The sequence below is a fragment of the Pseudomonas sp. QE6 genome, assembly GCF_041379005.1.
In the GTDB taxonomy this organism is placed as follows: domain Bacteria; phylum Pseudomonadota; class Gammaproteobacteria; order Pseudomonadales; family Pseudomonadaceae; genus Pseudomonas.
Genome location: NZ_CP166873.1, coordinates 5,510,154 through 5,536,512, shown reverse-complemented (window position 1 = coordinate 5,536,512; position 26,359 = coordinate 5,510,154). Strand labels below are relative to the sequence as shown.

25 protein-coding genes and 1 pseudogene are annotated in these 26,359 nt (G+C 66.4%); 20 read left to right on the top strand and 6 right to left on the bottom strand.

Annotation, left to right across the window (positions count from 1 at the left end; all coding sequences use genetic code 11):
• Positions 1-20: 20 nt before the first annotated feature.
• The gene (locus ACAW63_RS25280; protein ID WP_371230045.1) at positions 21-1,205 is read left to right on the top strand and encodes an acetyl-CoA C-acyltransferase; all 1,185 of its coding nucleotides are present in this window, start codon (positions 21-23) and stop codon (positions 1,203-1,205) included.
• Between the two features lie 278 nt (positions 1,206-1,483).
• On the opposite strand, the gene ACAW63_RS25275 is transcribed toward ACAW63_RS25280, so the two are convergent.
• A complete protein-coding gene (locus tag ACAW63_RS25275; RefSeq protein ID WP_371230043.1) occupies positions 1,484-1,693 on the bottom strand; it encodes a DUF6316 family protein in 210 nt (69 codons plus the stop codon).
• Between the two features lie 220 nt (positions 1,694-1,913).
• On the opposite strand from ACAW63_RS25275, the gene ACAW63_RS25270 reads away from it, so the two are divergent.
• The 12 genes from ACAW63_RS25270 (at position 1,914) to ACAW63_RS25215 (ending at position 12,411) form a co-directional block, all read left to right on the top strand.
• Positions 1,914-2,552 (top strand): peroxiredoxin, encoded by a 639-nt coding sequence (locus ACAW63_RS25270; protein ID WP_371230042.1) that lies wholly within the window; start codon positions 1,914-1,916, stop codon positions 2,550-2,552.
• Positions 2,553-2,828: 276 nt separating this feature from the next.
• Positions 2,829-3,842, top strand: coding sequence for an aliphatic sulfonate ABC transporter substrate-binding protein (locus ACAW63_RS25265; RefSeq protein ID WP_371230040.1), 1,014 nt, complete (start codon positions 2,829-2,831; stop codon positions 3,840-3,842).
• A gap of 3 nt (positions 3,843-3,845) precedes the next feature.
• Positions 3,846-4,667, top strand: coding sequence for an ABC transporter permease (locus ACAW63_RS25260; RefSeq protein WP_371230039.1), 822 nt, complete (start codon positions 3,846-3,848; stop codon positions 4,665-4,667).
• Entirely contained in the window at positions 4,667-5,419 is a 753-nt protein-coding gene (locus tag ACAW63_RS25255) for an ABC transporter ATP-binding protein (protein WP_371230038.1), read from the top strand. The genes ACAW63_RS25260 and ACAW63_RS25255 overlap by 1 nt, the downstream gene beginning before the upstream one ends.
• Positions 5,420-5,656: 237 nt before the next feature.
• Positions 5,657-6,250 (top strand): NADPH-dependent FMN reductase, encoded by a 594-nt coding sequence (gene ssuE / locus ACAW63_RS25250; protein WP_371230037.1) that lies wholly within the window; start codon positions 5,657-5,659, stop codon positions 6,248-6,250.
• Positions 6,251-6,377: 127 nt separating this feature from the next.
• Positions 6,378-7,343 (top strand): sulfonate ABC transporter substrate-binding protein, encoded by a 966-nt coding sequence (locus tag ACAW63_RS25245; RefSeq protein ID WP_371230036.1) that lies wholly within the window; start codon positions 6,378-6,380, stop codon positions 7,341-7,343.
• A 185-nt stretch (positions 7,344-7,528) separates the two neighbouring features.
• A complete protein-coding gene (gene ssuD / locus ACAW63_RS25240; RefSeq protein ID WP_371230035.1) occupies positions 7,529-8,677 on the top strand; it encodes an FMNH2-dependent alkanesulfonate monooxygenase in 1,149 nt (382 codons plus the stop codon).
• Between the two features lie 105 nt (positions 8,678-8,782).
• Positions 8,783-9,571, top strand: a complete 789-nt coding sequence (gene ssuC, locus ACAW63_RS25235; RefSeq protein WP_371230034.1) for an aliphatic sulfonate ABC transporter permease SsuC — start codon at positions 8,783-8,785, stop codon at positions 9,569-9,571.
• On the top strand, positions 9,568-10,395 hold the full coding sequence (gene ssuB / locus ACAW63_RS25230) for an aliphatic sulfonates ABC transporter ATP-binding protein (protein ID WP_371230033.1): 828 nt from the start codon (positions 9,568-9,570) through the stop codon (positions 10,393-10,395). Before ssuC ends, ssuB begins: the two co-directional genes overlap by 4 nt.
• 45 nt (positions 10,396-10,440) lie before the next feature.
• Entirely contained in the window at positions 10,441-10,656 is a 216-nt protein-coding gene (locus ACAW63_RS25225; RefSeq protein ID WP_275608115.1) for a molybdopterin-binding protein, read from the top strand.
• A 250-nt stretch (positions 10,657-10,906) separates the two neighbouring features.
• On the top strand, positions 10,907-11,326 hold the full coding sequence (locus ACAW63_RS25220; protein ID WP_371230032.1) for an MAPEG family protein: 420 nt from the start codon (positions 10,907-10,909) through the stop codon (positions 11,324-11,326).
• 125 nt (positions 11,327-11,451) lie between these two features.
• A complete protein-coding gene (locus ACAW63_RS25215) occupies positions 11,452-12,411 on the top strand; it encodes a DMT family transporter (RefSeq protein WP_371230031.1) in 960 nt (319 codons plus the stop codon).
• 165 nt (positions 12,412-12,576) lie between these two features.
• Here the strand turns inward: ACAW63_RS25215 and ACAW63_RS25210 are convergent, their stop codons facing one another.
• The 3 genes from ACAW63_RS25210 to ACAW63_RS25200 form a co-directional block, all read right to left on the bottom strand.
• Positions 12,577-13,200, bottom strand: coding sequence for an NAD(P)H-dependent oxidoreductase (locus tag ACAW63_RS25210; RefSeq protein WP_371230030.1), 624 nt, complete (start codon positions 13,198-13,200; stop codon positions 12,577-12,579).
• The gene (locus tag ACAW63_RS25205) at positions 13,193-14,587 is read right to left on the bottom strand and encodes a class II fumarate hydratase (RefSeq protein WP_371230029.1); all 1,395 of its coding nucleotides are present in this window, start codon (positions 14,585-14,587) and stop codon (positions 13,193-13,195) included. Before ACAW63_RS25205 ends, ACAW63_RS25210 begins: the two co-directional genes overlap by 8 nt.
• Positions 14,588-14,677: 90 nt before the next feature.
• Positions 14,678-15,691 carry a DUF2804 domain-containing protein gene (locus tag ACAW63_RS25200; RefSeq protein ID WP_371230028.1) on the bottom strand — a complete coding sequence of 338 codons (1,014 nt, stop codon included), beginning with the start codon at positions 15,689-15,691 and terminating at the stop codon, positions 14,678-14,680.
• Positions 15,692-15,812: 121 nt separating this feature from the next.
• On the opposite strand from ACAW63_RS25200, the pseudogene ACAW63_RS25195 reads away from it, so the two are divergent.
• The 5 genes and pseudogenes from ACAW63_RS25195 (at position 15,813) to ACAW63_RS25175 (ending at position 20,241) form a co-directional block, all read left to right on the top strand.
• Positions 15,813-16,371, top strand: a pseudogene (locus ACAW63_RS25195) (DUF2059 domain-containing protein).
• Positions 16,372-16,416: 45 nt separating this feature from the next.
• Entirely contained in the window at positions 16,417-16,725 is a 309-nt protein-coding gene (locus ACAW63_RS25190) for a BolA family protein (RefSeq protein WP_371230027.1), read from the top strand.
• 155 nt (positions 16,726-16,880) lie between these two features.
• Positions 16,881-17,816 carry a rhodanese-related sulfurtransferase gene (locus ACAW63_RS25185; protein ID WP_371230026.1) on the top strand — a complete coding sequence of 312 codons (936 nt, stop codon included), beginning with the start codon at positions 16,881-16,883 and terminating at the stop codon, positions 17,814-17,816.
• 3 nt (positions 17,817-17,819) lie between these two features.
• Complete coding sequence (locus tag ACAW63_RS25180) at positions 17,820-18,455, top strand: DsbA family protein (protein ID WP_371230025.1); 636 nt, start codon at positions 17,820-17,822, stop codon at positions 18,453-18,455.
• Positions 18,448-20,241 carry an ABC transporter ATP-binding protein gene (locus ACAW63_RS25175; protein WP_371230024.1) on the top strand — a complete coding sequence of 598 codons (1,794 nt, stop codon included), beginning with the start codon at positions 18,448-18,450 and terminating at the stop codon, positions 20,239-20,241. Before ACAW63_RS25180 ends, ACAW63_RS25175 begins: the two co-directional genes overlap by 8 nt.
• Here ACAW63_RS25175 and ACAW63_RS25170 read toward each other — a convergent pair whose 3' ends face one another.
• Entirely contained in the window at positions 20,242-21,129 is an 888-nt protein-coding gene (locus ACAW63_RS25170) for a class I SAM-dependent methyltransferase (RefSeq protein WP_371230023.1), read from the bottom strand.
• Positions 21,130-21,248: 119 nt separating this feature from the next.
• Positions 21,249-22,352 carry a helix-turn-helix transcriptional regulator gene (locus tag ACAW63_RS25165; protein WP_371230022.1) on the bottom strand — a complete coding sequence of 368 codons (1,104 nt, stop codon included), beginning with the start codon at positions 22,350-22,352 and terminating at the stop codon, positions 21,249-21,251.
• 404 nt (positions 22,353-22,756) lie between these two features.
• Here ACAW63_RS25165 and ACAW63_RS25160 point away from each other — a divergent pair, with 404 nt between their 5' ends.
• Together ACAW63_RS25160 and ACAW63_RS25155 are read left to right on the top strand one after the other, a co-directional pair.
• Positions 22,757-25,150, top strand: a complete 2,394-nt coding sequence (locus ACAW63_RS25160) for an EAL domain-containing protein (RefSeq protein WP_371230021.1) — start codon at positions 22,757-22,759, stop codon at positions 25,148-25,150.
• A 76-nt stretch (positions 25,151-25,226) separates the two neighbouring features.
• Positions 25,227-26,015 (top strand): TenA family transcriptional regulator, encoded by a 789-nt coding sequence (locus ACAW63_RS25155; protein WP_371230020.1) that lies wholly within the window; start codon positions 25,227-25,229, stop codon positions 26,013-26,015.
• Positions 26,016-26,359 lie beyond the last annotated feature (344 nt).

The window sequence follows — 26,359 nt, the reverse complement described above, 5'->3', positions numbered from 1 at the left end:
CAATCAGAACGAGGTTTCCCATGCGCGAAGTGGTGATCGTCGACAGCGTCCGTACCGGCCTGGCCAAGTCCTTCCGGGGCAAATTCAACATGACCCGCCCGGACGACATGGTCGCCCATTGCATCGACGCGCTGCTCGCGCGCAACGACCTCGATCCGCTGCTGGTGGACGACTGCGTGGTGGGCGCCGGCTCCAACGAAGGCGCCCAGGGCCACAACATCGGCCGCAATGCGGCGGTGCTGTCGAAGCTCGGTATCCATGTCGCCGGCATGACCCTCAACCGCTACTGCTCCTCGGGCCTGCAGGCCATCGCCATCGCCGCCAACCAGGTGGCTTCGGGCTGCAGCGACATCCTGGTGGCCGGCGGCGTCGAGTCCATCACCATGACCGCGGGCAAGATGAACCGCGACAACTTCGTGAACCCGCGCCTGGAAGCCGAGTTCCCCGGTATCTACTACCCCATGGGGCAGACCGCCGAGATCGTCGCCCGTCGCTACAACGTCACTCGCGAGCAGCAGGACCTCTACGCCCTGCAGAGCCAGCAGCGCACAGCCCGCGCCCAGGCCGAGGGCCTGTTCAACGATGAAATCGTGCCGATGAACGTGAAGTACCTGGTGGAAGACAAGGCCACTGGCGAGAAGAAAGTGCTCGATGGCGTGGTCGATCGCGACGACTGCAACCGCCCGGACACCACGATCGAGGGCCTGAACTCCCTCAAGCCGGTGTTCGCCGAGGATGGCTCGGTCACCGCCGGTAACGCCTCGCAGCTTTCCGACGGCGCCTCCATGACCCTGGTGATGAGCCTGGAGAAAGCGCTGGAGCTGGGCCTCAAGCCCAAGGCCTTCTTCCGTGGCTTCACCGTCGCCGGTTGCGAGCCGGACGAAATGGGCATCGGCCCGGTGTTCTCGGTGCCCAAGCTGCTCAAGGCCAGGGGGCTGCAGGTCGCCGACATCGACCTCTGGGAGCTCAACGAAGCCTTCGCGTCCCAGTGCCTCTATGCCCGCGATCGTCTGGGCATCGACAACGAGAAGTACAACGTCAACGGCGGCTCCATCTCCATCGGCCATCCCTTCGGCATGACCGGCTCGCGCCAGGTGGGCCACCTGGTGCGTGAGCTGCAACGCCGCAACCTGCGCTACGGCATCGTCACCATGTGCGTGGGCGGCGGCATGGGCGCCACGGGGTTGTTCGAAGCGGTGCGTTGAGCCTCCGTCAATACCGCGTTCCTCCGGCCCGCTCCACGCAAGCGGGCCAGTAGCGACGAAAAAGCCCCCGGCAAATATGCCGGGGGCATTTTATTTTGACAGGATTGAGAGGGTCTCCGGCGGAGTGCTGCTCGCTAATAGATATCTACCACATGACCTGGAGCGGCCAGGTTGCACAGATGTGGAACTGTAGGAGCGAGCTTGCTCGCCACCAGCGTATTCCGGCTGAACGAATAGCCTGGACGTCTGCAACGGCAAACGCCCTGCGCTGTACCGGATCAGCGTGCGGCGCGTACGAACAGGCCTGCTGCCAGCCTCATGCGGTCGATGTACTTCGCAACCTCGCGTTCGGCATCGAAGCGAGTGAAGTAAGGCCCTTCCAGCGTTCCTTCCCGCGTTGAGAAGAAGTACTGGCCATTGACCGAGGTGATCCGGTCGCTGCGGTAGTGGGTTGCCGCATGGGCATCGTTGGACCGTTGACCGACCATGAAGTCGCCTCCTGTGCAAAAGGATCAATTACCTAGGAGTGTATGCAGCCAACCTGCGTGCCACTAGGCTTGCGACGAACGGCAGGGTTTCGTTTCAGGACCGAGCGCTGGCAGACAGGCTCGGACTTGTTGTTTTGGTTATAAGAAAATCAAAATATATTCTTTTTAATTAAAAAAGACCTTGTGCATAGTTGACCTCAACATGAACAAGGAGAGACCCATGAGCTTGCGACTTGGCGACATCGCCCCCGACTTCGAACAGGAATCCAGCGAAGGCCGCATTCGCTTCCACGAATGGCTCGGCAGCAACTGGGGCGTGCTGTTCTCCCACCCGGCCGACTTCACTCCGGTGTGCACCACCGAGCTTGGGCTCACCGCCAAGCTGAAAGACCAGTTCGCCGAGCGCGGCGTCAAGGCGATAGCACTCTCGGTTGACCCGGTGGACTCCCACGTGAAGTGGATCGACGACATCAACGAGACCCAGAATACCGTGGTCAACTTCCCGATCATCGCCGATGCCGACCGCAAGGTGTCCGAGCTGTACGACCTGATCCACCCGAACGCCAACGATACCCTGACCGTGCGTTCGCTGTTCGTCATCGACCCGAACAAGAAGGTGCGCCTGACCATCACTTACCCCGCGAGCACCGGACGCAACTTCAACGAGATCCTGCGGGTGATCGACTCGCTGCAACTGACTGACAACCACAAGGTCGCCACCCCGGGCAACTGGCAGGACGGCGACGACGTGGTGATCGTGCCCTCGCTCAAGGACGAGGAAGAGATCAGGCAGCGTTTCCCCAAGGGCTATCGTGCAATCAAGCCTTACCTGCGGCTGACGCCCCAACCGAACAAATGATCCGAAGCGGCTGCGCGTCGGCCAGCCTGCGTTGCCAGCGACAGCGAGATGCTCATGTGCTTCAGCACGCTCCGCTCGCACTGCCGCTGGTGCCTTGCCTGGCTCTGGCTCGCGCGCTCCGGGTCTCGATGTTTCAACCTCGAGCAGGGTAATGGGGCCGGTTCGCCGGCCCATTTTTTTCAGTTTTCACGCGCGGACCACGCCGCGCTTTTTTATCTGTTCTGACTTGCCCGCCACACGGGGAGAAGACGTCAGCCCACGCCAAGGAGAACGACCATGGGTCATTCCACCTGGCGCCGCAGCCTGGCCGTCGCTCTTCTCGCGAGCCTGCCGATCGGCGCCTACAACGCTCCCGCCCAAGCAGCCGACGCCCCGAAAGAAGTGCGGCTGGACTACGCCTACTACGCGCCCACCAGCCTGGTGCTCAAGCACTTCGGTTGGCTGGAGAAGTCCCTCAAGCCGCAGGGAACCGAGGTGCGCTGGGTGTTCAGCCAGGGCAGCAACCGCTCGCTGGAATACCTCAACGCCGGCAGCACCGATTTCGCGTCTACCGCCGGGCTTGCCGCCGTGCTCAGCCGCGCCAACGGCAGCCCGCTGAAGACCGTCTACATCGCCAGCCGTCCGGAATGGACCGCGCTGGTAGTGCCGAAGGATTCGCCGCTCACGTCCGTCGCCGACCTCAAGGGCAAGAAGATCGCCGCTACCAAGGGGACCGACCCGTACCTGTTCCTGCTGCGCAGCCTGCAGCAGGCGGGGCTGGACAAGAACGACGTGGAGATCGTCCATCTGCAGCACCCGGACGGCCGCGCCGCGCTGGAGCAGGGCAGGGTGGACGCCTGGGCCGGTCTCGATCCGCACATGGCCGCCAGCGAGCTGCAGGCCGGCTCGCGCCTGCTGTACCGCAACGTCGACTTCAACAGTTACGGCGTGCTCAGCGTCACCGAGAAGTTCGAGCAGGAGCAGCCGGCGCTGATCAAGCAGGTCATCGCCGCCTATGAAGAGGCGCGTCAGTGGGCCGTTGCGCATCCGGAGGAGACCGCCAAGCTGCTCGCCGAGGAAGCCAAGCTGCCGCTGGAAGTGGCCAAGCTGCAACTCTCGCGCACCGACTTCAGCAAGCCGTTGCCGGGTGCCGAGCAGGTTGCCGCGCTGAAGGCCGCCGCGCCGATTCTGCTCGATGAGCAACTGGTGCGACCGGGTACCGATGTCACCGCCGTGGTCGATCAACTGATCGACCCGCAACTGGCCGGCGATGTGATCGGCAAGCCTGCCGTCGCCAAGGTGGAGCAATAGTCCATGCCAACCCAGAGCCTGCGCCTGGCCCGCCAGCGTCGCGCCTTCATACTGCGCTGGCCGCGGTTGAGCTGGCGCGCCTGGCTGGTGCCGCTGCTGCTTTGCGTGGCGCTGGAATTGGCGGTGCGCATCGGCTGGCTCGCCGAACACCAGATGCCGGCGCCCAGCAGCGTCGCGCTGACGCTCTGGCAACTGGCCCAGGGCGAGCTCTGGAAGCATGTCGCCGCCAGCCTGGCGCGGGTCGCGGCGGGTTTCTTCATCGGCGCGGCCGCCGCCGTGCTGATCGGCACCTGGGTCGGCCTCAGCCAGCGCGCCGAGGCCTATCTGGAGCCGACTTTCCAGGCGCTGCGGGCGATCCCCAGTCTCGCCTGGGTGCCGCTCCTGCTGCTCTGGCTCGGCATCGACGAGACGCCGAAGATCGTGCTGATCGCTCTCGGCGCCTTCTTCCCCGTCTACCTCTCGCTGGTGGCCGGCGTGCGCAACGTCGACCGCAAGTGGGTGGAGCTGGGCCGGCTGTATCACCTGTCGCCCTTCGCCCTGGTACGGCGCATCCTCCTGCCGGCGGCGCTGCCGAGCCTGTTCACCGGCCTGCGCGGCGCGCTGAGCCTGAGCTGGATGTTCCTGGTCGCCGCCGAACTGATTGCCGCCACCCGTGGCCTGGGCTACCTGCTCAGCGACGGCCGGGAAACCTCACGACCGGACATCGTCATCGCCGCCATCCTGGTGCTGGCGGTGCTCGGCAAGCTCAGCGACAGCCTGCTCAAGGTGCTGGAACAGCGTGCGCTGGCCTGGCGCGACACCTTTGCCGGCAACGGAGACAGCTGATGAGCGCCTTGCTGGAACTGCGGGATATCCGCAAGAGCTTCTCCGGCGTGCGGGTGCTGGACGACGTCAGCCTGAGCCTGGCGCCGGGTGAGGTTGTGAGCCTGCTCGGTCCCAGCGGCTGTGGGAAAAGTACCTTGCTGCGTATCGCCGCCGGGCTGGACGACGAGTTTGCCGGCTGCCTGGAGCGCAACCCGCTGCTGGGCTTCGGCCCGGATGGCGAGAGTGGCCGTGGCGGCGGTGGCATCGGCGTGGTGTTCCAGGAGCCGCGCCTGCTGCCCTGGCTGACGGTGGCGCAGAACATCGGCTTCGCCGACGGCTGGCTGGCCGACGACCACCGCATCGAGCATCTGCTGCGCGATGTGGGGCTGGAAGGCAAGGGCGACCTGCTGCCCAAGCAGCTCTCCGGTGGCATGGCCCAGCGCGCGGCCATCGCCCGTGGTCTCTACGGGCGGCCGCAGGTACTGCTGCTGGACGAGCCGTTCAGCGCCGTGGACGCCTTCACCCGCATCCGCCTGCAGGACCTGATCCAGGACCTGGCGGTGGAATACGACATCAGCATCCTGCTGGTCACCCACGACCTCGACGAAGCCTTCTACCTCAGCGACCGCGTCCTGCTGCTGGGCGGCAGCCCCAGCCGCCTGCGCCGCGAACTCCCCGTGCCCCTGCCGCGCCCGCGCGATCGCCGCGCGGTGGAGCTGGCCTACCTGCGCGGCGAAGCGCTGACCGAGCTGCACCAGTCCCACGTCATCTGACTGTCTTCAGCCGAGACGACTGGTTTTTCGTAGGAGCGAGCTTGCTCGCGAACCGCTTGATGCCGGAGTAGCCGGAGAGCGTTCGCGAGCAAGCTCGCTCCTACATTTAAATCAAAATCGCATAACTAAATGAATAAATAACATTTATTGGAATATTAGATGGGCTGTTAAGGTCTATGCACATTGGTTAGCAGGGCGATGACTGAATCGCTCAGATCGTTATAAGGAATCGCGCACATGTACGTAGTCACCCTTGCCGGCAGCCCGAGCCAGCGTTCCCGTTCCGGCGTCCTCCTGGACGTCGCGCGGAACTGGCTGCACGAGCGTGGCGCCGAGCTGCGTTCCTACGGGGTGCGCGACTTCCCGGCCGAGGACCTGCTGCACGCGCGATTCGACAGCCCGCGAGTGGTGGAGCTGATCGAACAGGTGGCCCGCGCCGATGGCCTGGTGATCGCAACGCCGGTGTACAAGGCGTCCATCGCCGGCGCACTGAAGGTCCTGCTCGACCTGCTGCCGGAGCGGGCGCTGAGCCACAAGGTGGTGCTGCCCCTGGCCACCGGCGGCAGCAACGCCCACATGCTGGCGGTGGATTACGCGCTCAAGCCGGTTCTCGCCGCGCTCAAGGCCCAGGAAACCCTGCACGGCGTGTTCGCCGAGGACAACCAGGTGCAGTACGCCGAAGGCAGTAAGCCGGCACGCCTCGACCCGGCCCTGGAACATCGCCTGCTGGACGCCCTGGAACAGTTCCATGGCGCCCTGGCACGCCGCCCCAAACCCATCGACCCGAACCTGCTCAACGAGCGGCTGATCAACGCCCGCTGGAGCATCTGATCCCCAAGATACCAACGCCAAGCCCCGACCCGGCAGGCGACGACTCCCGTACACCACGAAAAGGCCCTCACCGTCCCGTCAACGGGACCGCAGGTCCGGCAAGCACACTCGATAAAGGAGCACTCCCATGCGGACCCTCACTTTGCGTAGTGGACTGGCGGCCCTGCTGATCGCGGCCCTGTCCTATAACGCCCAGGCAGAAGAACAACCCGGTACCCTGCGTATCGGCTACCAGAAGTACGGCACCCTGGTGCTGCTCAAGGCCCGCGGCACGCTGGAGAAGCGCCTGGCCGAGCAGGGCGTCAAGGTGCAATGGACAGAATTCCCCGGCGGCCCGCAGCTGCTCGAAGGCCTGAACGTCGGCAGCATCGACTTCGGCGTCACCGGCGAGACTCCGCCGGTATTCGCCCAGGCCGCCGGTGCCGACCTGGTCTATGTCGCCCACGAACCGCCGGCGCCGACCAGTGAGGCGATCCTGCTGCCCAAGGATTCGCCGATCAAATCCCTCGCCGAGCTCAAGGGCAAGAAGATTGCCCTGAACAAGGGCTCCAACGTGCACTACCTGCTGGTGCGCGCCCTGGAGAAGGCCGGCCTGAAATACACCGATATCCAGCCCGTCTACCTGCCGCCGGCCGACGCCCGCGCCGCCTTCGAGCGTGGCAGCGTCGACGCCTGGGTGATCTGGGATCCGTACCAGGCAGCGGCCGAGAAGCAGCTCTCCGCCCGCACCCTGGTGGACGGCACCGGCCTGGTGGACAACCACCAGTTCTACCTGGCGACCCGCCCCTACGCGAACAATCACCCGCAGGTGATCACCACCCTGATCGACGAAGTGCGTTCGGTGGGCCAGTGGTCGCAGCAGAACCCGCAGCAGGTGACCGACCAGGTCGCACCGCTGCTCGGCCTGCCGGCGGACATCACCCTCACCGCCGTGAAACGCCAGGGCTACGGCGCCCAGCCGATCACCCCGGAAGTCACCGCCGCGCAGCAGAAGATCGCCGACACCTTCACCCAGCTGAAGCTGATTCCCAAGCAGCTGAGCATCAAGGACGTGGTGTGGACGGCGCCGGCCAAGGTGGCCACCAGCAACTGATCCGCTTTGTGTAGGAGCGAGGGGGACGCCTGGTCCTTGCTCGCGAACCCGCCCAGCGCCAGCGCTGCCGGGAAATCTGTTCGCGAGCAAGCTCGCTCCTACGAAGAACAGCAGCAACACGAAATACCCGAATCCCTTCATCGCGCGGCTACGCCACGCCGGCGCGCTTATCTGGAGCAATTGCGATGAGTCTCGACATCTTCTGGTTCCTGCCGACCCACGGCGACGGCCGCTACCTGGGCACCGCCGAAGGCGCCCGCGCGGTGGACCACGGCTATCTGCAACAGGTCGCCCAGGCCGCCGACCGCCTCGGCTTCGGCGGCGTGCTGATCCCCACCGGCCGTTCCTGCGAGGACTCCTGGCTGGTCGCCGCCTCGCTGATCCCGGTGACCCAGCGCCTGAAATTCCTGGTCGCCCTGCGCCCGGGCATCATTTCCCCGACCGTGGCCGCGCGCCAGGCCGCCACCCTTGACCGGCTTTCCGGCGGACGCGCGCTGTTCAACCTGGTGACCGGCGGAGACCCGGACGAGCTGGCCGGCGACGGCCTGCACCTGAGCCACGCCGAGCGCTACGAAGCCTCCGTCGAGTTCACCCGCATCTGGCGCCGCGTGCTGGAAGGCGAGACCGTCGACTACGACGGCAAACACCTGCAGGTGAAGGGCGCCAAGCTGCTCTATCCGCCGATCCAGCAGCCACGCCCGCCGCTGTACTTCGGCGGCTCCTCCGATGCGGCCCAGGACCTCGCCGCCGAGCAGGTCGAGCTGTACCTGACCTGGGGCGAGCCGCCGGCCGCCGTCGCCGAGAAGATCGCCCAGGTCCGCGAGAAGGCCGCCAGGCAGGGCCGTAGCGTGCGCTTCGGCATCCGCCTGCACGTCATCGTCCGCGAGACCAACGAGGAAGCCTGGAAGGCCGCCGACCGCCTGATCTCCCACCTGGACCAGGACACCATCGACCGCGCCCAGGCGTCCCTGGCGCGCTTCGACTCCGTCGGCCAGCAGCGCATGGCCGCCCTGCATGGCGGCAGCAAGGACAAGCTGGAAGTCAGCCCCAACCTCTGGGCCGGCGTCGGCCTGGTGCGCGGCGGCGCCGGCACCGCGCTGGTCGGCGACGGCCCGACTGTGGCGGCCCGCGTCAAGGAGTATGCGGAGCTCGGTATCGACACCTTCATCTTCTCCGGCTACCCGCACCTGGAAGAGTCCTACCGGGTCGCCGAACTGCTCTTCCCGCATCTGGATATCGCCCAGCCGCAGCAACCGCAGGCGCGCGGCTACGTCAGCCCGTTCGGCGAGATGGTGGCCAACGACATCCTGCCGAAAGCCGCGTCCGCCAGCTGACCTGACCGTAGGGCGGATAGCGCGCAGCGTTATCCGCCGTGGATCCCGAACGGCGGATGAAGCCTTCCCGCTTCATGCGTCCTACGACGAATCCGGAGTGATGAGATGAGCATTTCCAACAACCTCGCCCAGCGCCTTGCGCCCTGGGCCCTGCCGGTGGGCCTGGTGCTGATCTGGCAACTGGCCGTGGAAACCGGCTGGCTGTCCAGCCGCATCCTGCCGGCGCCCAGCGCCGTGGCCGAGGCCGGCTACCACCTGGTGGTCAGTGGCGAGCTTTGGCAGCACCTGGCGATCAGCACCTGGCGCGCCGCCGTCGGCTTCCTCATCGGTGGCAGCATCGGCCTGGCGCTGGGACTGATCACCGGCCTGTCGAAGTGGGGCGAGCGCTTCCTCGACAGCTCGGTGCAGATGATCCGCAACGTGCCGCACCTGGCGCTGATCCCGCTGGTGATTCTGTGGTTCGGCATCGACGAGTCGGCGAAGATCTTCCTGGTCGCCCTCGGCACCCTGTTCCCGATCTACCTCAACACCTACCACGGCATCCGCAACATCGATCCGGGCCTGCTGGAGATGTCGCGCAGCTACGGCCTGTCCGGTTTCGCGCTGTTCCGCCAGGTGATCCTGCCCGGCGCGCTGCCTTCGATCCTGGTCGGCGTGCGCTTCGCCCTGGGCTTCATGTGGCTGACCCTGATCGTTGCCGAGACCATCTCCGCCAGCTCCGGTATCGGCTACCTGGCAATGAACGCCCGCGAATTCCTGCAGACCGACGTGGTGGTGCTGGCGATCCTTCTCTATGCGGTGCTCGGCAAGCTGGCCGACCTCGCCGCCCGAGGCCTGGAACGCGTCTGGCTGCGCTGGCACCCGGCATACCAGAGCAAGGGAGGTGCGGCATGAACGCCGTGAATTCTCTGTCTCAAAAGCAGCTGCCCCAGCAACTCAAGAAAGGCATCCCGCTGGTGGTGGAAGGCGTGGTCAAGCGCTTCGGTGAGCGGGAGGTGCTCAAGGGCATCGACCTGCGCATCCCCGCCGGCCAGTTCGTCGCCATCGTCGGTCGTAGCGGTTGCGGCAAGAGCACCTTGCTGCGCCTGCTGGCCGGGCTCGACAACGCCAGCGAAGGCCAGTTGCTGGCCGGCGCGGCACCGCTGGAGAGCGCCCGCGATGGCACCCGCCTGATGTTCCAGGATTCGCGCCTGCTGCCCTGGAAACGGGTGATCGACAACGTCGGCCTGGGCCTTAAGGGCGACTGGCGTGGCCAGGCACTGGAAGCGCTGGAGGCGGTCGGCCTGGCCGATCGCGCCAACGAGTGGCCGGCCGGCTTGTCCGGTGGCCAGAAGCAGCGCGTGGCCCTGGCCCGCGCCCTGATCCACCGTCCACGCCTGCTGCTGCTCGACGAACCGCTGGGCGCGCTGGATGCCCTGACCCGCATCGAGATGCAGCAACTGATCGAGCGCCTCTGGCAGCAGTATGGCTTCACCGTGCTGCTGGTCACCCACGACGTCAGCGAGGCCGTGGCCATCGCCGACCGGGTGATTCTCATCGAGGACGGCGAGATCGGCCTGGACCTCAATGTCGAACTGCACCGGCCGCGCGCCCGTGGTTCGGCACGCCTGGCCGCGCTGGAGGCCGAAGTGCTCGAACGCGTGCTGTCGCTGCCGGCGCAGCCGCCCGAGCCGGAACCCGTATCCCCATTGCCCACGCAATTGCGCTGGGCGCTTTGATCCAACGTTCATCCGTATCACGACATTCCCCCAAGGAGCATTGCCATGACCATCAAAGCCATCAACGTCCGCAACCAGTTCAAAGGCACCATCAAGGAAATCATCGAAGGCCCGGTCCTGTCGGAGATCGACGTGCAGACCGCTGCCGGCATCGTCACCTCGGTGATCACCACCCGTTCCGTGCGCGAGCTGGAACTGGCCATCGGTAGCGAAGTGATCGCCTTCGTCAAATCCACCGAGGTTTCCATCGCCAAGCTGTAAGTGCGGTGATGGAGGAGGGCGGGCAGTCCGGCGACGGGCTGCCCGTTTTCTTTTGTGCAGGCGCGTGTCGGGTCGCGCACATGGCTTTTGCAGGATGGGTGGAGCGGAGCGATACCCATGCTGTGGGTGAGGCCGACGGGCATCGCATGCTCCACCCATCCTACGAAAACCTCCCACCTTTGTGTCGGATAGAGCAATTACTCTATTTCCCTTAGACTCCTCTCAAACCAACAAGAAAAAGGAGTCCCGCATGTCCCTGAGTCCCTCCGCCTTCACCCTGCTCGGCCTGGTCGCCTGGACCGTGCTGCTGGTCCTGCTGCTGGTCAACCAGCGTGGCCTGCTGGTGATGTCCGGCCGCATGAAGGTCAACGTCTTCGCCGCCGACGGCAGCAACACGCCCGGCGCCTTCGGCCAGCGGCTGGTGCGGGCCCACGCCAACTGCGTGGAGAACGTGCCGCTGTACGCCGCCGTCCTGCTCTACGCCATGGTCAGCGGCGCGACGCTGGTGACCGATCCGTTGGCCCCGACCCTGCTGGGCGCGCGCATCGTGCAATCGGTGGTGCACCTGATCAGCACCTCGGCGCTGGCCGTGTGGATTCGCTTCGCCGCGTTCTTCGTCCAGTTGCTGATCCTGATCTGGTGGCTGCTGCGCCTGGCCGGTCTGATCTAGTGCCTTGATTGGGAGCGACGCGGCGTTGCCGCCGAGCGACCGGAACAGTTGCGTGTCGCAACTGTTCCTATGGCGTGATACCGCCATGACTTAGCATGGCGAACCGCACACGCGTCGAGGCTCCCATGCACGTTTCTTCCGGCCGCTGGCAATTCGGCCTGTTTCTCGCCCTGATCACCGCCGTGCTCTGGGGCATCCTGCCGATCAAGCTCAAGGAAGTCCTGAAGACCATGGACCCGGTCACCGTGACCTGGTTTCGCCTGGTGGTCTCCGGCGGTCTGCTGCTCGTCTACCTGGGCTTCACCCGCCAGTTGCCGCGCTTCGCGCCGCTGGGCACGCGCGGCAAGGGGCTGGTGCTGGTCGCCATCCTCGGCCTGACCGGCAACTACGTCTGCTACCTGATCGGCTTGCGCATGCTCACGCCCGGCACCACGCAACTGGTGATCCAGATCGCGCCGATCCTCCTGCTGCTGGGCAGCCTGCTGGTGTTCAAGGAAAGCTTCAGCCTCGGCCAGGGCCTGGGGCTCGCGGTGCTGATCGCAGGCTTCGGGCTGTTCTTCAACCAGCGTCTGGCGGAACTGTTCGGCTCGCTCGGCGAATACACCACCGGTGTGCTGATCGTGGTTTTCGCCGCCTTTATCTGGACCTTCTATGGTCTCGCACAAAAGCAGCTGCTGACCCAATGGACCTCGGTACAGGTGATGATGGTGATCTACCTGGGCTGCGGCGCGCTGCTCACCCCCTGGGCGCATCCGCTGGAGGCGCTGGACCTGTCGCCGCTGCAGGGCTGGCTGCTGCTGGCCTGCTGCCTGAACACCCTGGTGGCCTACGGTGCCTTCGCCGAGGCGCTGGCGCACTGGGAGGCTTCGCGGGTCAGCGCGACCCTGGCGATCACCCCGCTGGTGACCTTCGCCTCGGTGGCGCTGGCCGCTTCGCTGTGGCCCGACTACGTGTACCCGGAAAACCTCAACGGCCTGGCTTACGTCGGCGCGCTGCTGGTGGTGAGCGGCTCGGCATTGACCGCCCTGGCGCCCTCGCTGCTGCGCAGCTACCGGGCCCGCCGCCAGCGCCTCGCGGATACCTGAGCAAGGGCCGCCCATTGGGCGGCCTCTTTCATTGAGGCCCGAGGGGAGGGGACTGTGTTTCCTGGGATCGAGGCGGGTGCCCGGTCCTCGCTCGCGAACCATCCAATACCGGTGCCGTCGGTCGAATCTGTTCGCGAGCAGGCTCGCTCCGCTCCAGCAGGTCTGTCAGACCTGCGTACCCAACTGCTCCGCCCGGCGCAGCCAGGTCTGGCGCTGCTCCTCGCTGGAGCCTCGCACCGGACTGAACTCTTCCAGATGGTGAAGCTCGATACCGCAGGGCGCGAGGATGCAGCGGGTCATCTGGCGATGCGCCGGGGCGCCCTGGCGCAGGCGGTAGTGCCAGTGGGTCTGGTCATGGCTGACCAGCAGGTCGGCGCTGCGCCCGCCCAAGAGCGGTTCGAACTCGCGGGATTCGGCCGAGCGGTAGCGGAAGGCGAAGCCCGGTTGCAGCACGCGGTCGAAGAAGCCCTGCAGCAGCGCCGGCAGGCCGCCCCACCAGACCGGATAGATGAACGCCAGGTGCTGCGCCCAGTGGATCTGCCGTTGCGCCTCGAGCACGTCCGGCTCGAGGGCCTGGCTCTGCTCGTAGCCGCCGCGCAGCACCGGATCGAAGTTCAGCTCGCCGAGCTTCAGGGTGTGCACCACATGGCCCTTGGCGCGGGCGCCCTGGGCGTAGGCTTCCGCCACCGCATGGCAGAAGCCGCCGGGCTTGGGCGAGCCGAGCACCAGCAGCACGCGCTTGCCGTCGCCCTCGATGGGGGTGGCGCCATGCTTGGCTGCATCAACCATTCTGTCCTGCCTCCAGCATGGTTTCCGGGCGTACCCACTGGTCGAACTCGGCGTCTGTCAGGTAACCCAGCTCCAGGGCCGCTTCGCGCAGGGTCTTGCCCTCGGCGTAGGCCTTCTTGGCGATCTCGGCGGCCTTGTCGTAGCCGATATGCGGGTTCAGCGCGGTGACCAGCATCAGGCCGCGCTCCAGATGTTCGCGCATCTTCGCCGCGTCCGGCTCCATGCCGGCCACGCAGTGGCTGTTGAAGTTGCGGCAGCCATCGGCGAGCAGGCGCACCGATTCGAGCAGGTTATGGATGATCACCGGCTTGAACACGTTCAGCTGCAGGTGGCCCTGGCTGGCGGCGAAGGTGACGGTCGCGTCGTTGCCGAACACCTGGCAGGCGAGCATCGACAGGGCCTCGCACTGGGTCGGATTGACCTTGCCGGGCATGATCGAGGAGCCCGGCTCGTTGGCCGGCAGCTTCACCTCGGCGAAGCCCGCGCGTGGGCCGGAGCCGAGCAGGCGCAGGTCGTTGGCAATCTTCATCAGGGCGGTGGCCAGGGCCTTCAGGGCGCCGGAGAGGATCACCAGCGGCTCGTGGCCGGCCAGGGCGGCGAACTTGTTCGGCGCGGAGACGAAGGGCAGGCCGGTGAGGTCGGCCAGCTCAGCGGCGATGGCGTCGGCGAACTCCTTCGGCGCATTCAGCCCGGTGCCGACGGCGGTGCCGCCCTGGGCCAGCTCGTAGACGGCAGGCAGGGCCGCGCGGATGGCGCGGTCGGCGTAGTCGAGCTGGGCGACGAAGGCGGACAGCTCCTGGCCGAAGGTGACCGGCGTTGCGTCCATCAGGTGGGTGCGGCCGGTCTTCACCAGGTCGGCATGGCGCGCGGCCTGCTGGGCCAGGCCGCCGCGCAGCTCGGCGATGGCCGGCAGCAGGTCGTCATGCACGGCGCGCGCGGCGGCGAGGTGCATGGCGGTGGGGAAGCTGTCGTTGGAGCTCTGTGCGCGGTTCACGTGGTCGTTGGGGTGCACCGGCTTCTTGCCGCCACGGCCGTTGCCGGCGATCTCGTTGGCGCGCCCGGCGATCACCTCGTTGACGTTCATGTTGCTCTGGGTGCCGCTGCCGGTCTGCCAGACCACCAGCGGGAACTGATCGTCGTGCTCACCGGCGAGGACTTCGTCGGCGGCTTCTTCGATCAGGCTGGTGATGTTCTCCGGCAGTTCGCCCAGTTGCGCATTCACACGGGCCGCGGCCTTCTTCACCAGCGCCAGGGCATGCACCACGGCCAGCGGCATGCGCTGCCCGCCGATGGCGAAGTTTTCCAGCGAACGCTGGGTCTGCGCGCCCCAATAGGCATCGTCGGGGACTTCGATGGGGCCGAGGCTGTCGGTTTCGGTGCGGCTCATGATGCGTTCCTCCTGGAATGACTCGGGCAGTTTAGGCCGTTGTCGGCGCTCCGGGTTCCGCGTCGGCTCAATGACCGTGATAGAGCGATCTCACCAGCGTGCCCGGGTGGCGCCGACCCAGCCGAGGGCTTCGCGTACCGGAACGTGCTCGCCGTCGAGGCTGCGCAGGGAGCCGTCGAAGTGGCCGAACCACTGGCTGGTCTCGGCGAACAGCGGCCCCAGGCGCGGGCAGGCACGGTGCAGCTTGCGTGGTGTGAAGGTGAGGTCGACCCGTTCGCAGGGGCTGCGCAGGTGCCACGGCGCCAGGGGATCATGGGGCGCCTGGTGGATCTCGACCTCGTGCTCCAGGCGCTGCAACTCGCCGCCGAACCACAGGGCGTTTTCCTTGAGCGGGGTGTGATCGGTCCAGCCGCTGCCAAAATTGCCGGCGATACCGCCGGGTCCGGCGAAGGCGGCGCGGGTCCAGTGGGTGCGGAAGGGCCACACGCCACGGCCGAAGTCCAGGGCGGCGAAGCTTTCGCCGGCGCTGCACCGATAGACGCTCTGGCCCAGCTGCAGGCTGCCGCGCACCGGCAGGCCCATCTGTCGGCTGCAGGCGTGGAAGCACTGGCCGGCCATGGGCACAACCAGGTTGACCGACTCCAGGTGTGCGGGACGCTTGACCTCCAGCGCCAGGTCCAGCGGCTGGCCGCCGAGGTCGGGGGCGCTGGCGGTGATGCGCAGCTGGCCGGGCTGTTCGACGAAGTTCAGGCACAGGTCGCCATGCTGGAAACTGTGGCTCTGGTTGGGCACGTCGGGCAGGTCGCAGCCGCTGCCCAGCGGCGTGATCTGGGTGCGGTGCACCGAGCGACCGGTTTCCAGGTCGAGGAAGTAGATGGCGCCGTAGCCCAGGTAATCGAGGTCGGCGATGGTCAGCGAGAGCATCCAGCCCGGTGCGTTGATGCACCAGTGATTCCAGCGTTTGCGGCGTCCGGGGTTGCCCGGCAGGTTGCAGACCGTCTGCGGCCGGCTCGACCAGCCGATGGCGGCGTCGTTCAGGCGGCCGCGCGGGTCGCACAGGGGAGGGGAATTCGCGTAGGGCGGCACGTAGGTGAAGGTATTCATTGGACACATCCATGTGGCAACGGGACGCAGCATGCCGGTTTGCCGAAAGGTCGACAAGAGATGCGGGCCATTTCCGTGCAGTTCGGCGGTCTCTTGAGCACTTTCCGAACTTAGGCGCAGAATGGCGGGTCCCACCGGGACATACCTTCAGACTCAAGGACCGCCCAATGACCGCTCTTCGTACTCTCTGCACCGCAGCTCTACTGGTGGGCTTCAGCTCTGTCGCCCTGGCCGACGCCAACACCGAGGCGGAGAAATTCCTCAAGCAGGTTCACGCCGACAAGCTCACCGTGCCGGTCTATGCGCAGGTCCAGCAGATGCTCGCCCAGCGTTTCGCCGAGTCCAAGGCGCCCGAGAGCAAGAAGCCGGTGCTGGAGCGTTACCAGGCCAAGGCCAATGCCGAACTCGACCGCGCGGTAGGCTGGGACAAGCTCAAGCCTGAACTGGTCAAGCTCTACACCAGCAACTTCAGCGAATCCGAGCTCAAGCAGATCAACGACTTCTACGCCTCGCCCGTGGGCCGCAAGATGCTGGAGAAGATGCCGCGCCTGACCGCCGAATCCGCCCAGCTGACCCAGGCCAGGCTGCAGACCGCCGTGGAGCCGGTGAACAAGCTGATGGCCGACATGGACAAGGAACTGGGCGTGAAAGCCCCGGCCGCTCCGGCCAAGAAGCCCTGATCATCCCGACCTGCATTGACAGCCTGATTGCCAGCGAGACCCGACATGAGCATGCGTGACCGTATCCAATCCGCCCTGGGCGCCCTCGAACCACAGCACCTGGAGGTACACGACGAGAGCCACATGCACAGCCGCGGGCAGGAAACGCACTACAAGGCCGTGATCGTCAGCCCGGTGTTCGCCGGGCTGAACGCGGTGAAGCGGCACCAGAAGGTCTACGCCACCCTCGGCGACCTGATGGGGCAGTTCCACGCCCTGGCCCTGCATACCTACACCCCCGAGGAGTGGGCGCAGCAGGGACAGGCGCCGGACTCGCCGACCTGCCGTGGCGGCAGCAAGCATGACCTGCATTGACCGCGCGCCGCGCTGATAGGCGGCAGGATGCGGGCTTCGTCCCGCTCCGGTAGAATGCGATACCCAGCGCCGGCTTCTGCCGGCGCTGTCATTTTCAGCTGCTGTAATTCAAAGACCCGGTCCGCCCTTTACGCGGGCGACCACTGGAGTGATGCATGACCACCGATCGAATCGTCGTCGCGGCGCTGTACAAGTTCGTCTCCCTGCCCGACTACGTCGCGCTGCGCGAACCCCTGCTGCAGACCCTGCTGGACAATGGCGTGAAGGGCACCCTGCTGCTCGCCGAAGAGGGCATCAACGGCACCGTCTCCGGCACCCGTGCCGGCATCGACGGCCTGCTGGCCTGGCTGCGCAATGACCCGCGCCTTGCGGATGTGGACCACAAGGAGTCCTACTGCGGCGAACAACCCTTCTACCGCACCAAGGTCAAGCTGAAGAAGGAAATCGTCACCCTCGGCGTGCCGGGCGTGGACCCGAATTCGAAGGTCGGCACCTACGTCGAACCCAAGGACTGGAACGCGCTGATTTCCGATCCGGAAGTGCTGCTGATCGACACCCGCAACGACTACGAAGTGGCCATCGGCACCTTCGAGGGTGCCATCGACCCGAAAACCAAGTCGTTCCGCGAATTCCCCGACTACATCCGCGAGCATTACGACCCGGCCAGGCACAAGAAGGTCGCCATGTTCTGCACCGGCGGCATCCGCTGCGAGAAGGCGTCGAGCTACATGCTCAGCGAAGGCTTCGAAGAGGTGTTCCACCTCAAGGGCGGCATCCTCAAGTACCTGGAAGAGGTGCCCGAGGCCGAGACCTTGTGGCGCGGCGACTGCTTCGTCTTCGACAACCGCGTGACCGTGCGCCACGACCTCACCGAAGGCGACTACGATCAGTGCCATGCCTGCCGCAACCCGATCTCGGTCGAGGACCGTGCCTCCGAGCACTACGCGCCGGGCATCAGCTGCCCGCACTGCTGGGATTCGCTGCCGGAGAAGACCCGTGCCAGCGCCCGCGAGCGGCAGAAGCAGATCGAACTGGCGCGCGAGCGCAACCAGCCGCATCCCATTGGCCGTGATCCCCGCGCGGAGAACTGATCCATGACCAGCCGCCTGCTCTACGTGATGGACCCGATGTGCTCCTGGTGCTGGGGCTTCGCCCCGGTGGCCGGGAAGCTGGTGGAGCAGGCGCGCGCCGCCGGCGTGCCGCTGGCGCTGGTGATGGGCGGGTTGCGCACCGGCCAGGGCGCGGCCCTGGAGCCGGCCACCAAGCGCTACATCCTCGAACACTGGCAGGCAGTGCATGACGCCACCGGCCAGCCGTTCCGCTTCGAGGGCGCGCTGCCCGAAGGCTTCGTCTACGACACCGAGCCGGCCTGCCGGGCGGTGGTCACCGCCCGTCGCCTCGACGACGACTGCGCCTGGGCGCTGGTCGGCGAGATCCAGCGGGCCTTCTACGCCGAAGGTCGCGACGTCACCCAGGCCAGCGTGCTCACCGAGCTGGCCGAGCGCGTGGGCCTGCCGCGCATCGAGTTCGCCGAGGCCTTCGACAGCCAGGACAATCACCTGGCGACCCTGGCCGACTTCTCCTGGGCCCGTGACCTGGGCATCGCCGGCTTCCCTACGTTGCTGGCCGAGCGCGATGGCCAGCTGGCCCTGCTGACCAACGGCTACCAGCCTCTGAGCGAACTCGCGCCATTGCTGGAGCGCTGGCTGGAGCGCGGGCGGCATGCCTGAGCTGTCCGCTGACCGCCTGAGCTGGGCGGAGATTCGCCGGCTCGCTTTCCGTCACCGCAAGGCCCTGCTTCTCGCCAACCTCGTCGCCGTGCTGGCCACCGCCTGCAGCGTGCCCATCCCGTTGCTGCTGCCGCTGCTGGTGGACGAAGTGCTGCTGGGCAAGGGCGACGCCGCGCTGCGGGTTATGAACCAGTGGCTGCCCCAGGCCTGGCACAAGCCGGCCGGCTACATCGGCCTGATGCTGCTGGCGACCCTGGTGCTGCGCAGCTGCGCGCTGGTCTTCAACGTGCTGCAGGCGCGCCTGTTCGCACGGCTGTCCAAGGACGTGGTGTACCGCATCCGCCTGCGCCTGATCGAACGCCTGAAGCGTATCGCCCTGAGCGAGTACGAAACCCTCGGCGGCGGCTCGGTCAGTGCGCACCTGGTGACCGATCTGGACACCCTCGACAAGTTCGTCGGCGACACCCTGAGCCGCTTCCTGGTGGCGCTGCTGACTCTCTGCGGCACCGCCGCCATCCTGATCTGGATGCACTGGAAGCTGGCACTGCTGATCCTGCTGTTCAACCCGCTGGTGATCTTCGCCACGGTGCAGCTGGGCAAGCGCGTCAAGCACCTGAAGAAGCTGGAGAACGACAGCACCTCGCGCTTCACCCAGGCGCTGACCGAAACCCTCGAAGCGATCCAGGAAGTACGCGCCGGCAACCGCCAGGGCTTCTTCCTCGGCCGCCTCGGCGTGCGTGCCCGCGAGGTGCGGGACTATGCCGTGGCCTCGCAGTGGAAGAGCGATGCGGCCGGGCGCGCCAGTGGGTTGCTGTTCCAGTTCGGCATCGACCTGTTCCGCGCCGCGGCGATGCTCACCGTGCTGTTCTCCGACCTGTCCATCGGCCAGATGCTGGCGGTGTTCAGCTACCTCTGGTTCATGATCGGCCCGGTGGAACAGCTGCTGAGCCTGCAGTACGCCTTCTACGCCGCCGGTGGCGCGCTGAGCCGCATCAACGAGCTGCTGGCCCGCGCGGACGAGCCGCAGTACCCGCACCGCCGCGATCCCTTCGTCGGGCAGGACAACGTCGGCATCCAGGTGCGCGACCTGAGCTTCGCCTATCGCGACGAGCGGGTGCTCGATGGCATGGATCTGGACATCGCTGCGGGCGAGAAAGTCGCCATCGTCGGTGCCAGCGGTGGCGGCAAGAGCACTCTGGTGCAGTTGCTGCTCGGTCTCTACCAGCCGCAATCCGGCAGCATCCGCTACGGCGGCGTGGCGCTGGAGGAGATCGGCCTCGACTGTGTACGCGAGCACGTGGCGGTGGTGCTGCAGCATCCCGCGTTGTTCAACGACACGGTGCGCGCCAACCTGACCATGGGCCGCGAGCGCAGCGACGAAGCCTGCTGGCGCGCTCTGGAAGTGGCGCAGCTGGCGGACTCCATCCGCAGCCTGCCGCAGGGGCTGGACAGCGTGGTGGGCCGCTCCGGCGTGCGCCTCTCCGGCGGCCAGCGGCAGCGCCTGGCCATCGCCCGCATGGTGCTGGCCGAACCCAAGGTGGTGATCCTCGACGAGGCCACCTCGGCGCTGGACGCGGCCACCGAGTACGCCCTGCACCAGGCGCTGGGGCGTTTCCTCGACGGTCGCACCACGCTGATCATCGCCCACCGCCTGTCAGCGGTTAAGCAGGCCGACCGGGTGCTGGTGTTCGATGGCGGGCGCATCGCCGAGGACGGCGACCATCAGCAACTGATCGCCGAAGGCGGGCTCTATGCCCGTCTGTACGGCCATTTGCAGCAGCACTGATCAGCCGTAGCGGGTGACTTCCAGGAAGCTCACGCAGTTGCCCAGGTCGTGGAAGACCCGGGTATGGCTGATGTCGTTGTAGGCGATCCCGCGCAGCAGGTCGATCAGCTCGGCGTCGCTGCGGTAGTGCGGCTCCCAGTCCAGCAGCCCTTCCAGGTAGGCGATGTCCGGGATGTCCGGCAGGAAGTTGCTCAGTAGCAGGCGTCCGCCCGGCAGCAGGCGGGCGAACAGGTTGCGGGTGAGGTCATGGGCGTCCTGGTCGTTGAGGACTTCATAGATCCCGCCACAGTAGATCAGATCGAAATGACGCAGGTCGGTCCGGCTGTAGAGCAGCTCGTCGAGGCCGCATTGCACCGCCCGTACGCCCTTCGAGGCGTAGCAGGATTCCACGGTCTGCAGCGTCTGTAGCTGAGGGTCGAGGGCGACGAACTCGCGGAAGTACCCGTCGCGCAGGGCCCTTGAAAGGTCGGCCTCGCGCAGGTGGCCGCAGCCTACGCAGAGAATGCGCGCCTGGCCGCCGAGCTGCTCGCAGGTACGGTCGATCTCCCGTGCCAGCAACTGGCGGCGCGAGCGCAGGGCGCGCGCCGCTGGCGCGGAGCTGGCGTAGCGGAACAGCTCGTCGGTGGGGCCGTCGGGCAGCAGCGAGGGCAGGGCGCTGTCGATGCCGTAGAGATAGTCCATGAGCACGGCATTGCCGGAGCCTTCACCCATCGGCCGCTCCCGCCGGCGGGGAAAGGGCAGCACCCGGGACTGCGCCATGGGCGTCGACTGGCCGATGGCCAGCGCCAGCAGTTCGGTGTTGCTGTCCTTGATACGGCGCAGTTGCTGTTCGAGTTCTTCGATGGCCTGTGCGATCGATGCCGGATTTTGCTGGGTCCGATTGTCCATTGCCGTCCACCTGGGATGCCGATTGCGTGGCCGGCCCCTTCCGGGCCGGTGCTCCAGTCACCACCTTAGAGGGCTCGGGGCCTCAGTCCATCATCTGAATGAATGATGAACTCGCCGGATCAGCGCTGCCCAACGCGCACCAGCAGGCTGACCAGTTCGGCCTGGCGGCTGGTGTGGGTCTTGCGGAACAGCGCGCGCAGCTGGCTGCGCACGGTATTGATGGAGGTACCCAGGTGTTCGCCGCATTGCTCCGGTGACAACCCGCGCACCAGGAGGTCGCCCAGGCGCTGCTCGGCCGGGGTGAGGCCGAACAGTTCGCTGAGCAGGCGGCTCTGGCGCTGCGGGTCGAGCAGGGCGAGCAGGGCCAGTGGGCGCTGGAAGTTCTGGTTGAAGCCGGCCTCGGCCGGCACCGGGGTGACCAGCAGCTCCAGCGCGCTGCCATCGCTCAGCGGCAGCCAACCCGCTTTTCCCTTGCCCTGGCGCGGCGCGGCGTAGCGCACCAGCGCTTGCAGGCGGGCATTATGCTGGCGGCAGTGCAGGCGACCGAAGACTTCGTAGAACGGCACTTTGGCCTGCCCCAGTTGTCGCTGTGCGGCCAGGTTGGCGTAGAGCACCCGCGTGTCGCCATCGAGCAGCCAGAGCGGCGTGGGGTGCTGGTCCAGCAGCAGGTCGCGTTTGGCCAGCTCCTCACGCATGTCGCCGATTCGCTCGAACATCCGCGCCGCGCGAATCAGGTGCTGGCTCAGGCGATTCAGCAGGGCCTGCTCGTCCGAGGTGGGATAGCGCGCGCCGACACTGGTCAGCACCGACAGGTAGATGCCGGCACTGGACTGTTCGTTGAGCTTCAGGCACGACACGTTGAGCATGTCGTTGGGCAGCTGGAATTCCTGGTAGTAGGGGTCGCGGCGAATGCGCTCCGGGCCGTACTCCTCCAGGTCGTGGTACCAGTTGCCGACGGGGCGGTGGAGCATGAAGCCCTTGGACGGGTCGATGTTGCAATAGTCGCGGTTGTACAGCTCGATGGCGCCGGGATCACAGAGGTTGATCTCGCTGGCCAGGGCGCCGTCCTGGGTCTGGTCCCAGAACAGCAGGGCGCCCTGCTGGCGGCCGGTGGCGTCGATCAGGCCGGAGAGCAAGGGCAGCCAGGCGCTCTCGTCGAGCACGCATTCATAGGAAAGCCCCACCAGCTGGTCGTAAAGCTCCTCCATATCCCGACGCTGCATGGGGTCTCTCCGGGCTTGCAGACTGCACGATTGGCTGATGTATGGCTCATCGCCGCTATTCGCGCAAGGCACCGGGAAGGAGCGCCGTGGCAGGCCGTTGGTCGGGCGCGGGTCTCCCGACGAATGGCGGTGGTGGGCAGAAAATGACATCGTGCCATCTGCATTTGGCCCAACCTGTGCTTCGTCAGCCGACCAAGGGCCCTGCGATGCGGTTTGAGGATTTTCCGTGATCGACTATGAGTAAAAGGTAGGTAACACAGAAATTCCCTTCGGCGGCGCGAGCCAGAACCGCCCGGTATGGCTTGCCAGGGATAAGAAGAAGGAAGTCGAAGTACATTATGGATGCCTTGGGGCTTGTGCCGAACCGTCGAAGAACCCGGCTACTGCGGCTGATATGGCCGTTCATGGCCGTGGTACTGCTGCAGGCGCTGATTGCCGCCGGCAGCCTGTACATTCTTTCCGGCGTGCGGGCCTACGTGGGGGGCGAAAGCCTCTGGTCGAAGGGGCAGAAGGATGCCATCCACTACCTGCAGCGCTATGGCCAGACCCGCGACCCGGAAGACTACCGCCGCTACCAGGCCGCCATCGCCATTCCGCTGGGCGACCGCACTTTCCGCGCGGCCCTCGACCAGGACCCGCCGGATATCGAGCAGGCGCGGCGCGGCGCGCTGGAGGGCGGCAATCACCCGGATGACGTCAACAGCCTGATCTGGCTGTATCGCTACTTCCACGAATACAGCTTCTTCGACGAGGCGGTGAAACGCTGGATCGTCGGTGACGCCTACCTGGACCAGCTCCTGCAAGTGGCCGACGAGATGCACGGCAGCATCCGCGCCGGCACCGTCAACCCCGGCGACCTGAGTTACTGGAACAGCCGCATCCAGGGCATCAACGATGGCGTGACGCCTGCGGCGATGGCCTTCTCCGCCGCCCTGGGCAAGGGTTCGCGGATGCTGATGTGGGTGCTGCTGGTGGTCAACTGCCTGGCGGGGCTGGCGCTGATCCTCCTGGCAATCTGGCGCACCCTCAAGCTGGTGCGCCAGCAGCGGGTCTACGAAAGCGCGCTGGACACCGAGAAGGAGCGGGCCCAGACCACCCTGGCGGCGATCGGCGACGGCGTGGTGACCCTCGATGCCCAGGAGTGCATCGCCTACTTCAACCCGGCCGCCGAGCGCCTGATCGGCTGGGACAGCGCCATGGCGGTCGGCCTTCCGCTGCGTTCGCTGCTGCGGGTATTCGACGAGGCCAACGAGGAGGAGGGCCTGCCGCTGGTGGGGCAGATCCTGCGTGGCGAGGTGGATGGCGGCAGCGAGTCTAGCAAGCTGATCCAGCGCCTGGATGGCACCCGCGTGGCGGTGACGCTGGTGGGCACGCCGATCCACGCCGACGGGCGGGTGGTCGGCGTGGTGCTGGTGATGCACGACATGACCCGCGAGCGCCAGTACATGGCCAGCCTGTCGTGGCAGGCGACCCACGATGCGCTGACCGGCCTGACCAACCGCCGCGAGTTCGAATTCCGCCTGAAGCAGGCGATGGAGAGCTCGGTGCATCTGGATGAGCGTCACGCACTGATGTACCTGGACCTGGACCAGTTCAAGCTGGTCAACGACACCTGCGGCCACGCCGCCGGCGATGAGCTGCTGCGCCAGGTGTGCTCGGTCCTGCAGCAGTGCCTGCGCGATGGCGACACCCTGGCGCGGCTGGGCGGCGACGAGTTCGGCATCCTGCTGGAGAACTGCCCGCCGGAGATGGCCGAGCAGATCGGCGAGCGCATCCGCCTGACCGTCCAGGGGCTGCATTTCATCTGGGAAACCCGGCCCTTCAACATCACCGTCAGCATCGGCGTGGTGCATGTGTCGTCGATGCTGGTGTCCGTGGAGGAGGCGCTGCGCTGTGCCGACATGGCCTGCTACATGGCCAAGGAGAAGGGCCGCAACCGGGCCCAGGTGTTCCGCCCCGACGATACCGAGCTGTCTACCCGCGTGGGCGAGATGGCGTGGGTCCAGCGCATCCGCCTGGCGCTGGACGAGGAGCGCTTCTGTCTCTACGCGCAGCCGATCTTCCCGGTCGACCCGCACGCGGAGGAGGGCGCCCACGTCGAGCTGCTCCTGCGCCTGAACGACGAGTGCGGCCGGCTGGTGGCGCCGATCAACTTCATCCCCGCCGCCGAACGCTACGGGCTGATGCCGGACATCGACCGCTGGGTGGTCGAGAACGCCTTCAAGACCCTGGCCGCCCGCGCGCTGGAAGGCGATTACGAGCCGATCCATACCTGCGCCATCAACCTGTCCGGGGCGACCATCGGCGACGACACCTTCCTCGATTTCCTGCGTGACCTGCAGCCGCGCTACGGCATCGTCCCGGCGAGCATCTGCTTCGAGGTCACCGAAACCAGCGCGATCGCCAACCTGGTCAACGCGACGCGCTTCATCCAGGAGCTCAAGGCCCTGGGCTACCGCTTCTCCCTCGACGACTTCTGTGCCGGAATGTCCTCCTTCGTCTACCTCAAGCACCTGCCGGTGGACTACCTGAAGATCGACGGCAGCTTCATCAAGGACATGCTCGACGACCCCATCGACCGGGCCATGGTCCAGGTGATCAACCAGATCGGCCACGTCATGGGCAAGCGCACGGTGGCGGAGTTCGTCGAATCGCTGGAAATCCTCGAAGTCCTGCGGGAAATCGGCGTCGACTATGCTCAGGGCTATGGCCTGGCCCGGCCGCAACCATTCAACCGCAGCTTCCTGCGCGAGGCGGAAATGGCGACCGCTGGGGCGAACACAACCTCCGGACGGTGACGACGGGTGCGCGGAGGGCTAATCTGAGGCCAGTTTTACCGGTGCTTGCATGGATTGACCGGCAACGGAGCCTTGGATGAACGAGACCTTTGTTCGTAGTGGGCCGCTCAAGGAGCTTTCCAGTTACCCCCTCTGGGCCCAGCGCCTGGTGCAGGACTGCGAGAGCAGTCGCCTGGCGGTGGTCGGCCATCCCTTCTACGCCCGCCTGCGTGACGGCCAGCTCAGTCGCCAGACCCTGCGCGCCTTCCTCATAGGCGGCTGGCCGGTGGTGGAGCAGTTCCCCCTGTACATGTCGCAGAACCTGCTCAAGACCCGCTTCGGCCGCAGTCCTGGCGAGGACATGGCGCGGCGCTGGCTGATGCGCAACATCCGCGTCGAACTCAACCACGCCGACTACTGGCTGCGCTGGGCCGAGAGCTACGGCGTGACCCTGGCCGAGCTCAAGGCCCAACTGGTGCCGGGCGAACTGCACGCTCTCAGCCACTGGTGCTGGCACACCTGCTCCAGCGACGAGCTGGCGCTGGCCATGGCGGCCACCAACTACGCCATCGAAGGCGTTACCGGCGAGTGGTCGGCACTGGTGTGCTCCACCGACACCTACGAGCGCACCCTTCCGGCGGGCTGCCGCAAGGACGCCATGCGCTGGCTTAGGATTCACGCCCGCTACGATGACGATCATCCGTGGGAGGCGCTGGATATCATCTGCACCCTCTACGGCCCGCAACTCTCGGTGCCGCGCTGTCTGGCCCTGCGCGAGGCGATCTGCAAGAGCTACGGCTACATGCGCATGTTCCTCGACCATTGCATGGCGCTGGAGCAGGTGCACAGCGGCTCGCGGCGGCGGTCGATACAGGCGGCGGGGTAGGTTGGGCGGGGAAGGCTTTCGCGGCATTTCCCCGGCTCTATTGGCGTCGATCTAGCTGGCGCTTCTAGGCTGTCGACTTCCAGAATGGTGCCGGATCGAACCATCGGATATGCCTGCCGGGACTGGCTGCCTTGAGGATTGCCGGGCTTTGGCGGGCCGGATCAGAGGGGCTGGCAGTGGGATGGATCGGCACAGGGGCTTTGCCCTCACCCCAACCCTCTCCCGGAGGGAGAGGGGGCTGATCGGCGCGCGGGGTCACCTCACGTGCCCGCCGGAACCTGCCGAACGAAAGCCACGAGCGAATTATCAGGATTGCGCGGGCCTCAGCAGCCCCTGCGGACGGT

Excerpts from the sequence above, each read along its gene's own strand:
- ssuD (WP_371230035.1), top strand. The coding sequence starts at position 7,529 with ATGAGTCTCGACATCTTCTGGTTCCTGCCGACCCACGGCGACGGCCGC.
- ACAW63_RS25175 (WP_371230024.1), top strand. The coding sequence starts at position 18,448 with ATGCCTGAGCTGTCCGCTGACCGCCTGAGCTGGGCGGAGATTCGCCGG.
- ACAW63_RS25160 (WP_371230021.1), top strand. The coding sequence starts at position 22,757 with ATGGCCGTGGTACTGCTGCAGGCGCTGATTGCCGCCGGCAGCCTGTAC.
- ACAW63_RS25185 (WP_371230026.1), top strand. The coding sequence starts at position 16,881 with ATGACCACCGATCGAATCGTCGTCGCGGCGCTGTACAAGTTCGTCTCC.
- ssuB (WP_371230033.1), top strand. The coding sequence starts at position 9,568 with ATGAACGCCGTGAATTCTCTGTCTCAAAAGCAGCTGCCCCAGCAACTC.
- ACAW63_RS25280 (WP_371230045.1), top strand. The coding sequence starts at position 21 with ATGCGCGAAGTGGTGATCGTCGACAGCGTCCGTACCGGCCTGGCCAAG.
- ACAW63_RS25180 (WP_371230025.1), top strand. The coding sequence starts at position 17,820 with ATGACCAGCCGCCTGCTCTACGTGATGGACCCGATGTGCTCCTGGTGC.
- ACAW63_RS25265 (WP_371230040.1), top strand. The coding sequence starts at position 2,829 with ATGGGTCATTCCACCTGGCGCCGCAGCCTGGCCGTCGCTCTTCTCGCG.
- ACAW63_RS25200 (WP_371230028.1), bottom strand. The coding sequence starts at position 15,691 with ATGAATACCTTCACCTACGTGCCGCCCTACGCGAATTCCCCTCCCCTG.
- ACAW63_RS25190 (WP_371230027.1), top strand. The coding sequence starts at position 16,417 with ATGAGCATGCGTGACCGTATCCAATCCGCCCTGGGCGCCCTCGAACCA.
- ssuE (WP_371230037.1), top strand. The coding sequence starts at position 5,657 with ATGTACGTAGTCACCCTTGCCGGCAGCCCGAGCCAGCGTTCCCGTTCC.
- ACAW63_RS25270 (WP_371230042.1), top strand. The coding sequence starts at position 1,914 with ATGAGCTTGCGACTTGGCGACATCGCCCCCGACTTCGAACAGGAATCC.
- ACAW63_RS25155 (WP_371230020.1), top strand. The coding sequence starts at position 25,227 with ATGAACGAGACCTTTGTTCGTAGTGGGCCGCTCAAGGAGCTTTCCAGT.
- ACAW63_RS25245 (WP_371230036.1), top strand. The coding sequence starts at position 6,378 with ATGCGGACCCTCACTTTGCGTAGTGGACTGGCGGCCCTGCTGATCGCG.
- ssuC (WP_371230034.1), top strand. The coding sequence starts at position 8,783 with ATGAGCATTTCCAACAACCTCGCCCAGCGCCTTGCGCCCTGGGCCCTG.
- ACAW63_RS25210 (WP_371230030.1), bottom strand. The coding sequence starts at position 13,200 with ATGGTTGATGCAGCCAAGCATGGCGCCACCCCCATCGAGGGCGACGGC.
- ACAW63_RS25220 (WP_371230032.1), top strand. The coding sequence starts at position 10,907 with ATGTCCCTGAGTCCCTCCGCCTTCACCCTGCTCGGCCTGGTCGCCTGG.
- ACAW63_RS25170 (WP_371230023.1), bottom strand. The coding sequence starts at position 21,129 with ATGGACAATCGGACCCAGCAAAATCCGGCATCGATCGCACAGGCCATC.
- ACAW63_RS25225 (WP_275608115.1), top strand. The coding sequence starts at position 10,441 with ATGACCATCAAAGCCATCAACGTCCGCAACCAGTTCAAAGGCACCATC.
- ACAW63_RS25165 (WP_371230022.1), bottom strand. The coding sequence starts at position 22,352 with ATGCAGCGTCGGGATATGGAGGAGCTTTACGACCAGCTGGTGGGGCTT.
- ACAW63_RS25205 (WP_371230029.1), bottom strand. The coding sequence starts at position 14,587 with ATGAGCCGCACCGAAACCGACAGCCTCGGCCCCATCGAAGTCCCCGAC.
- ACAW63_RS25215 (WP_371230031.1), top strand. The coding sequence starts at position 11,452 with ATGCACGTTTCTTCCGGCCGCTGGCAATTCGGCCTGTTTCTCGCCCTG.
- ACAW63_RS25275 (WP_371230043.1), bottom strand. The coding sequence starts at position 1,693 with ATGGTCGGTCAACGGTCCAACGATGCCCATGCGGCAACCCACTACCGC.
- ACAW63_RS25260 (WP_371230039.1), top strand. The coding sequence starts at position 3,846 with ATGCCAACCCAGAGCCTGCGCCTGGCCCGCCAGCGTCGCGCCTTCATA.
- ACAW63_RS25255 (WP_371230038.1), top strand. The coding sequence starts at position 4,667 with ATGAGCGCCTTGCTGGAACTGCGGGATATCCGCAAGAGCTTCTCCGGC.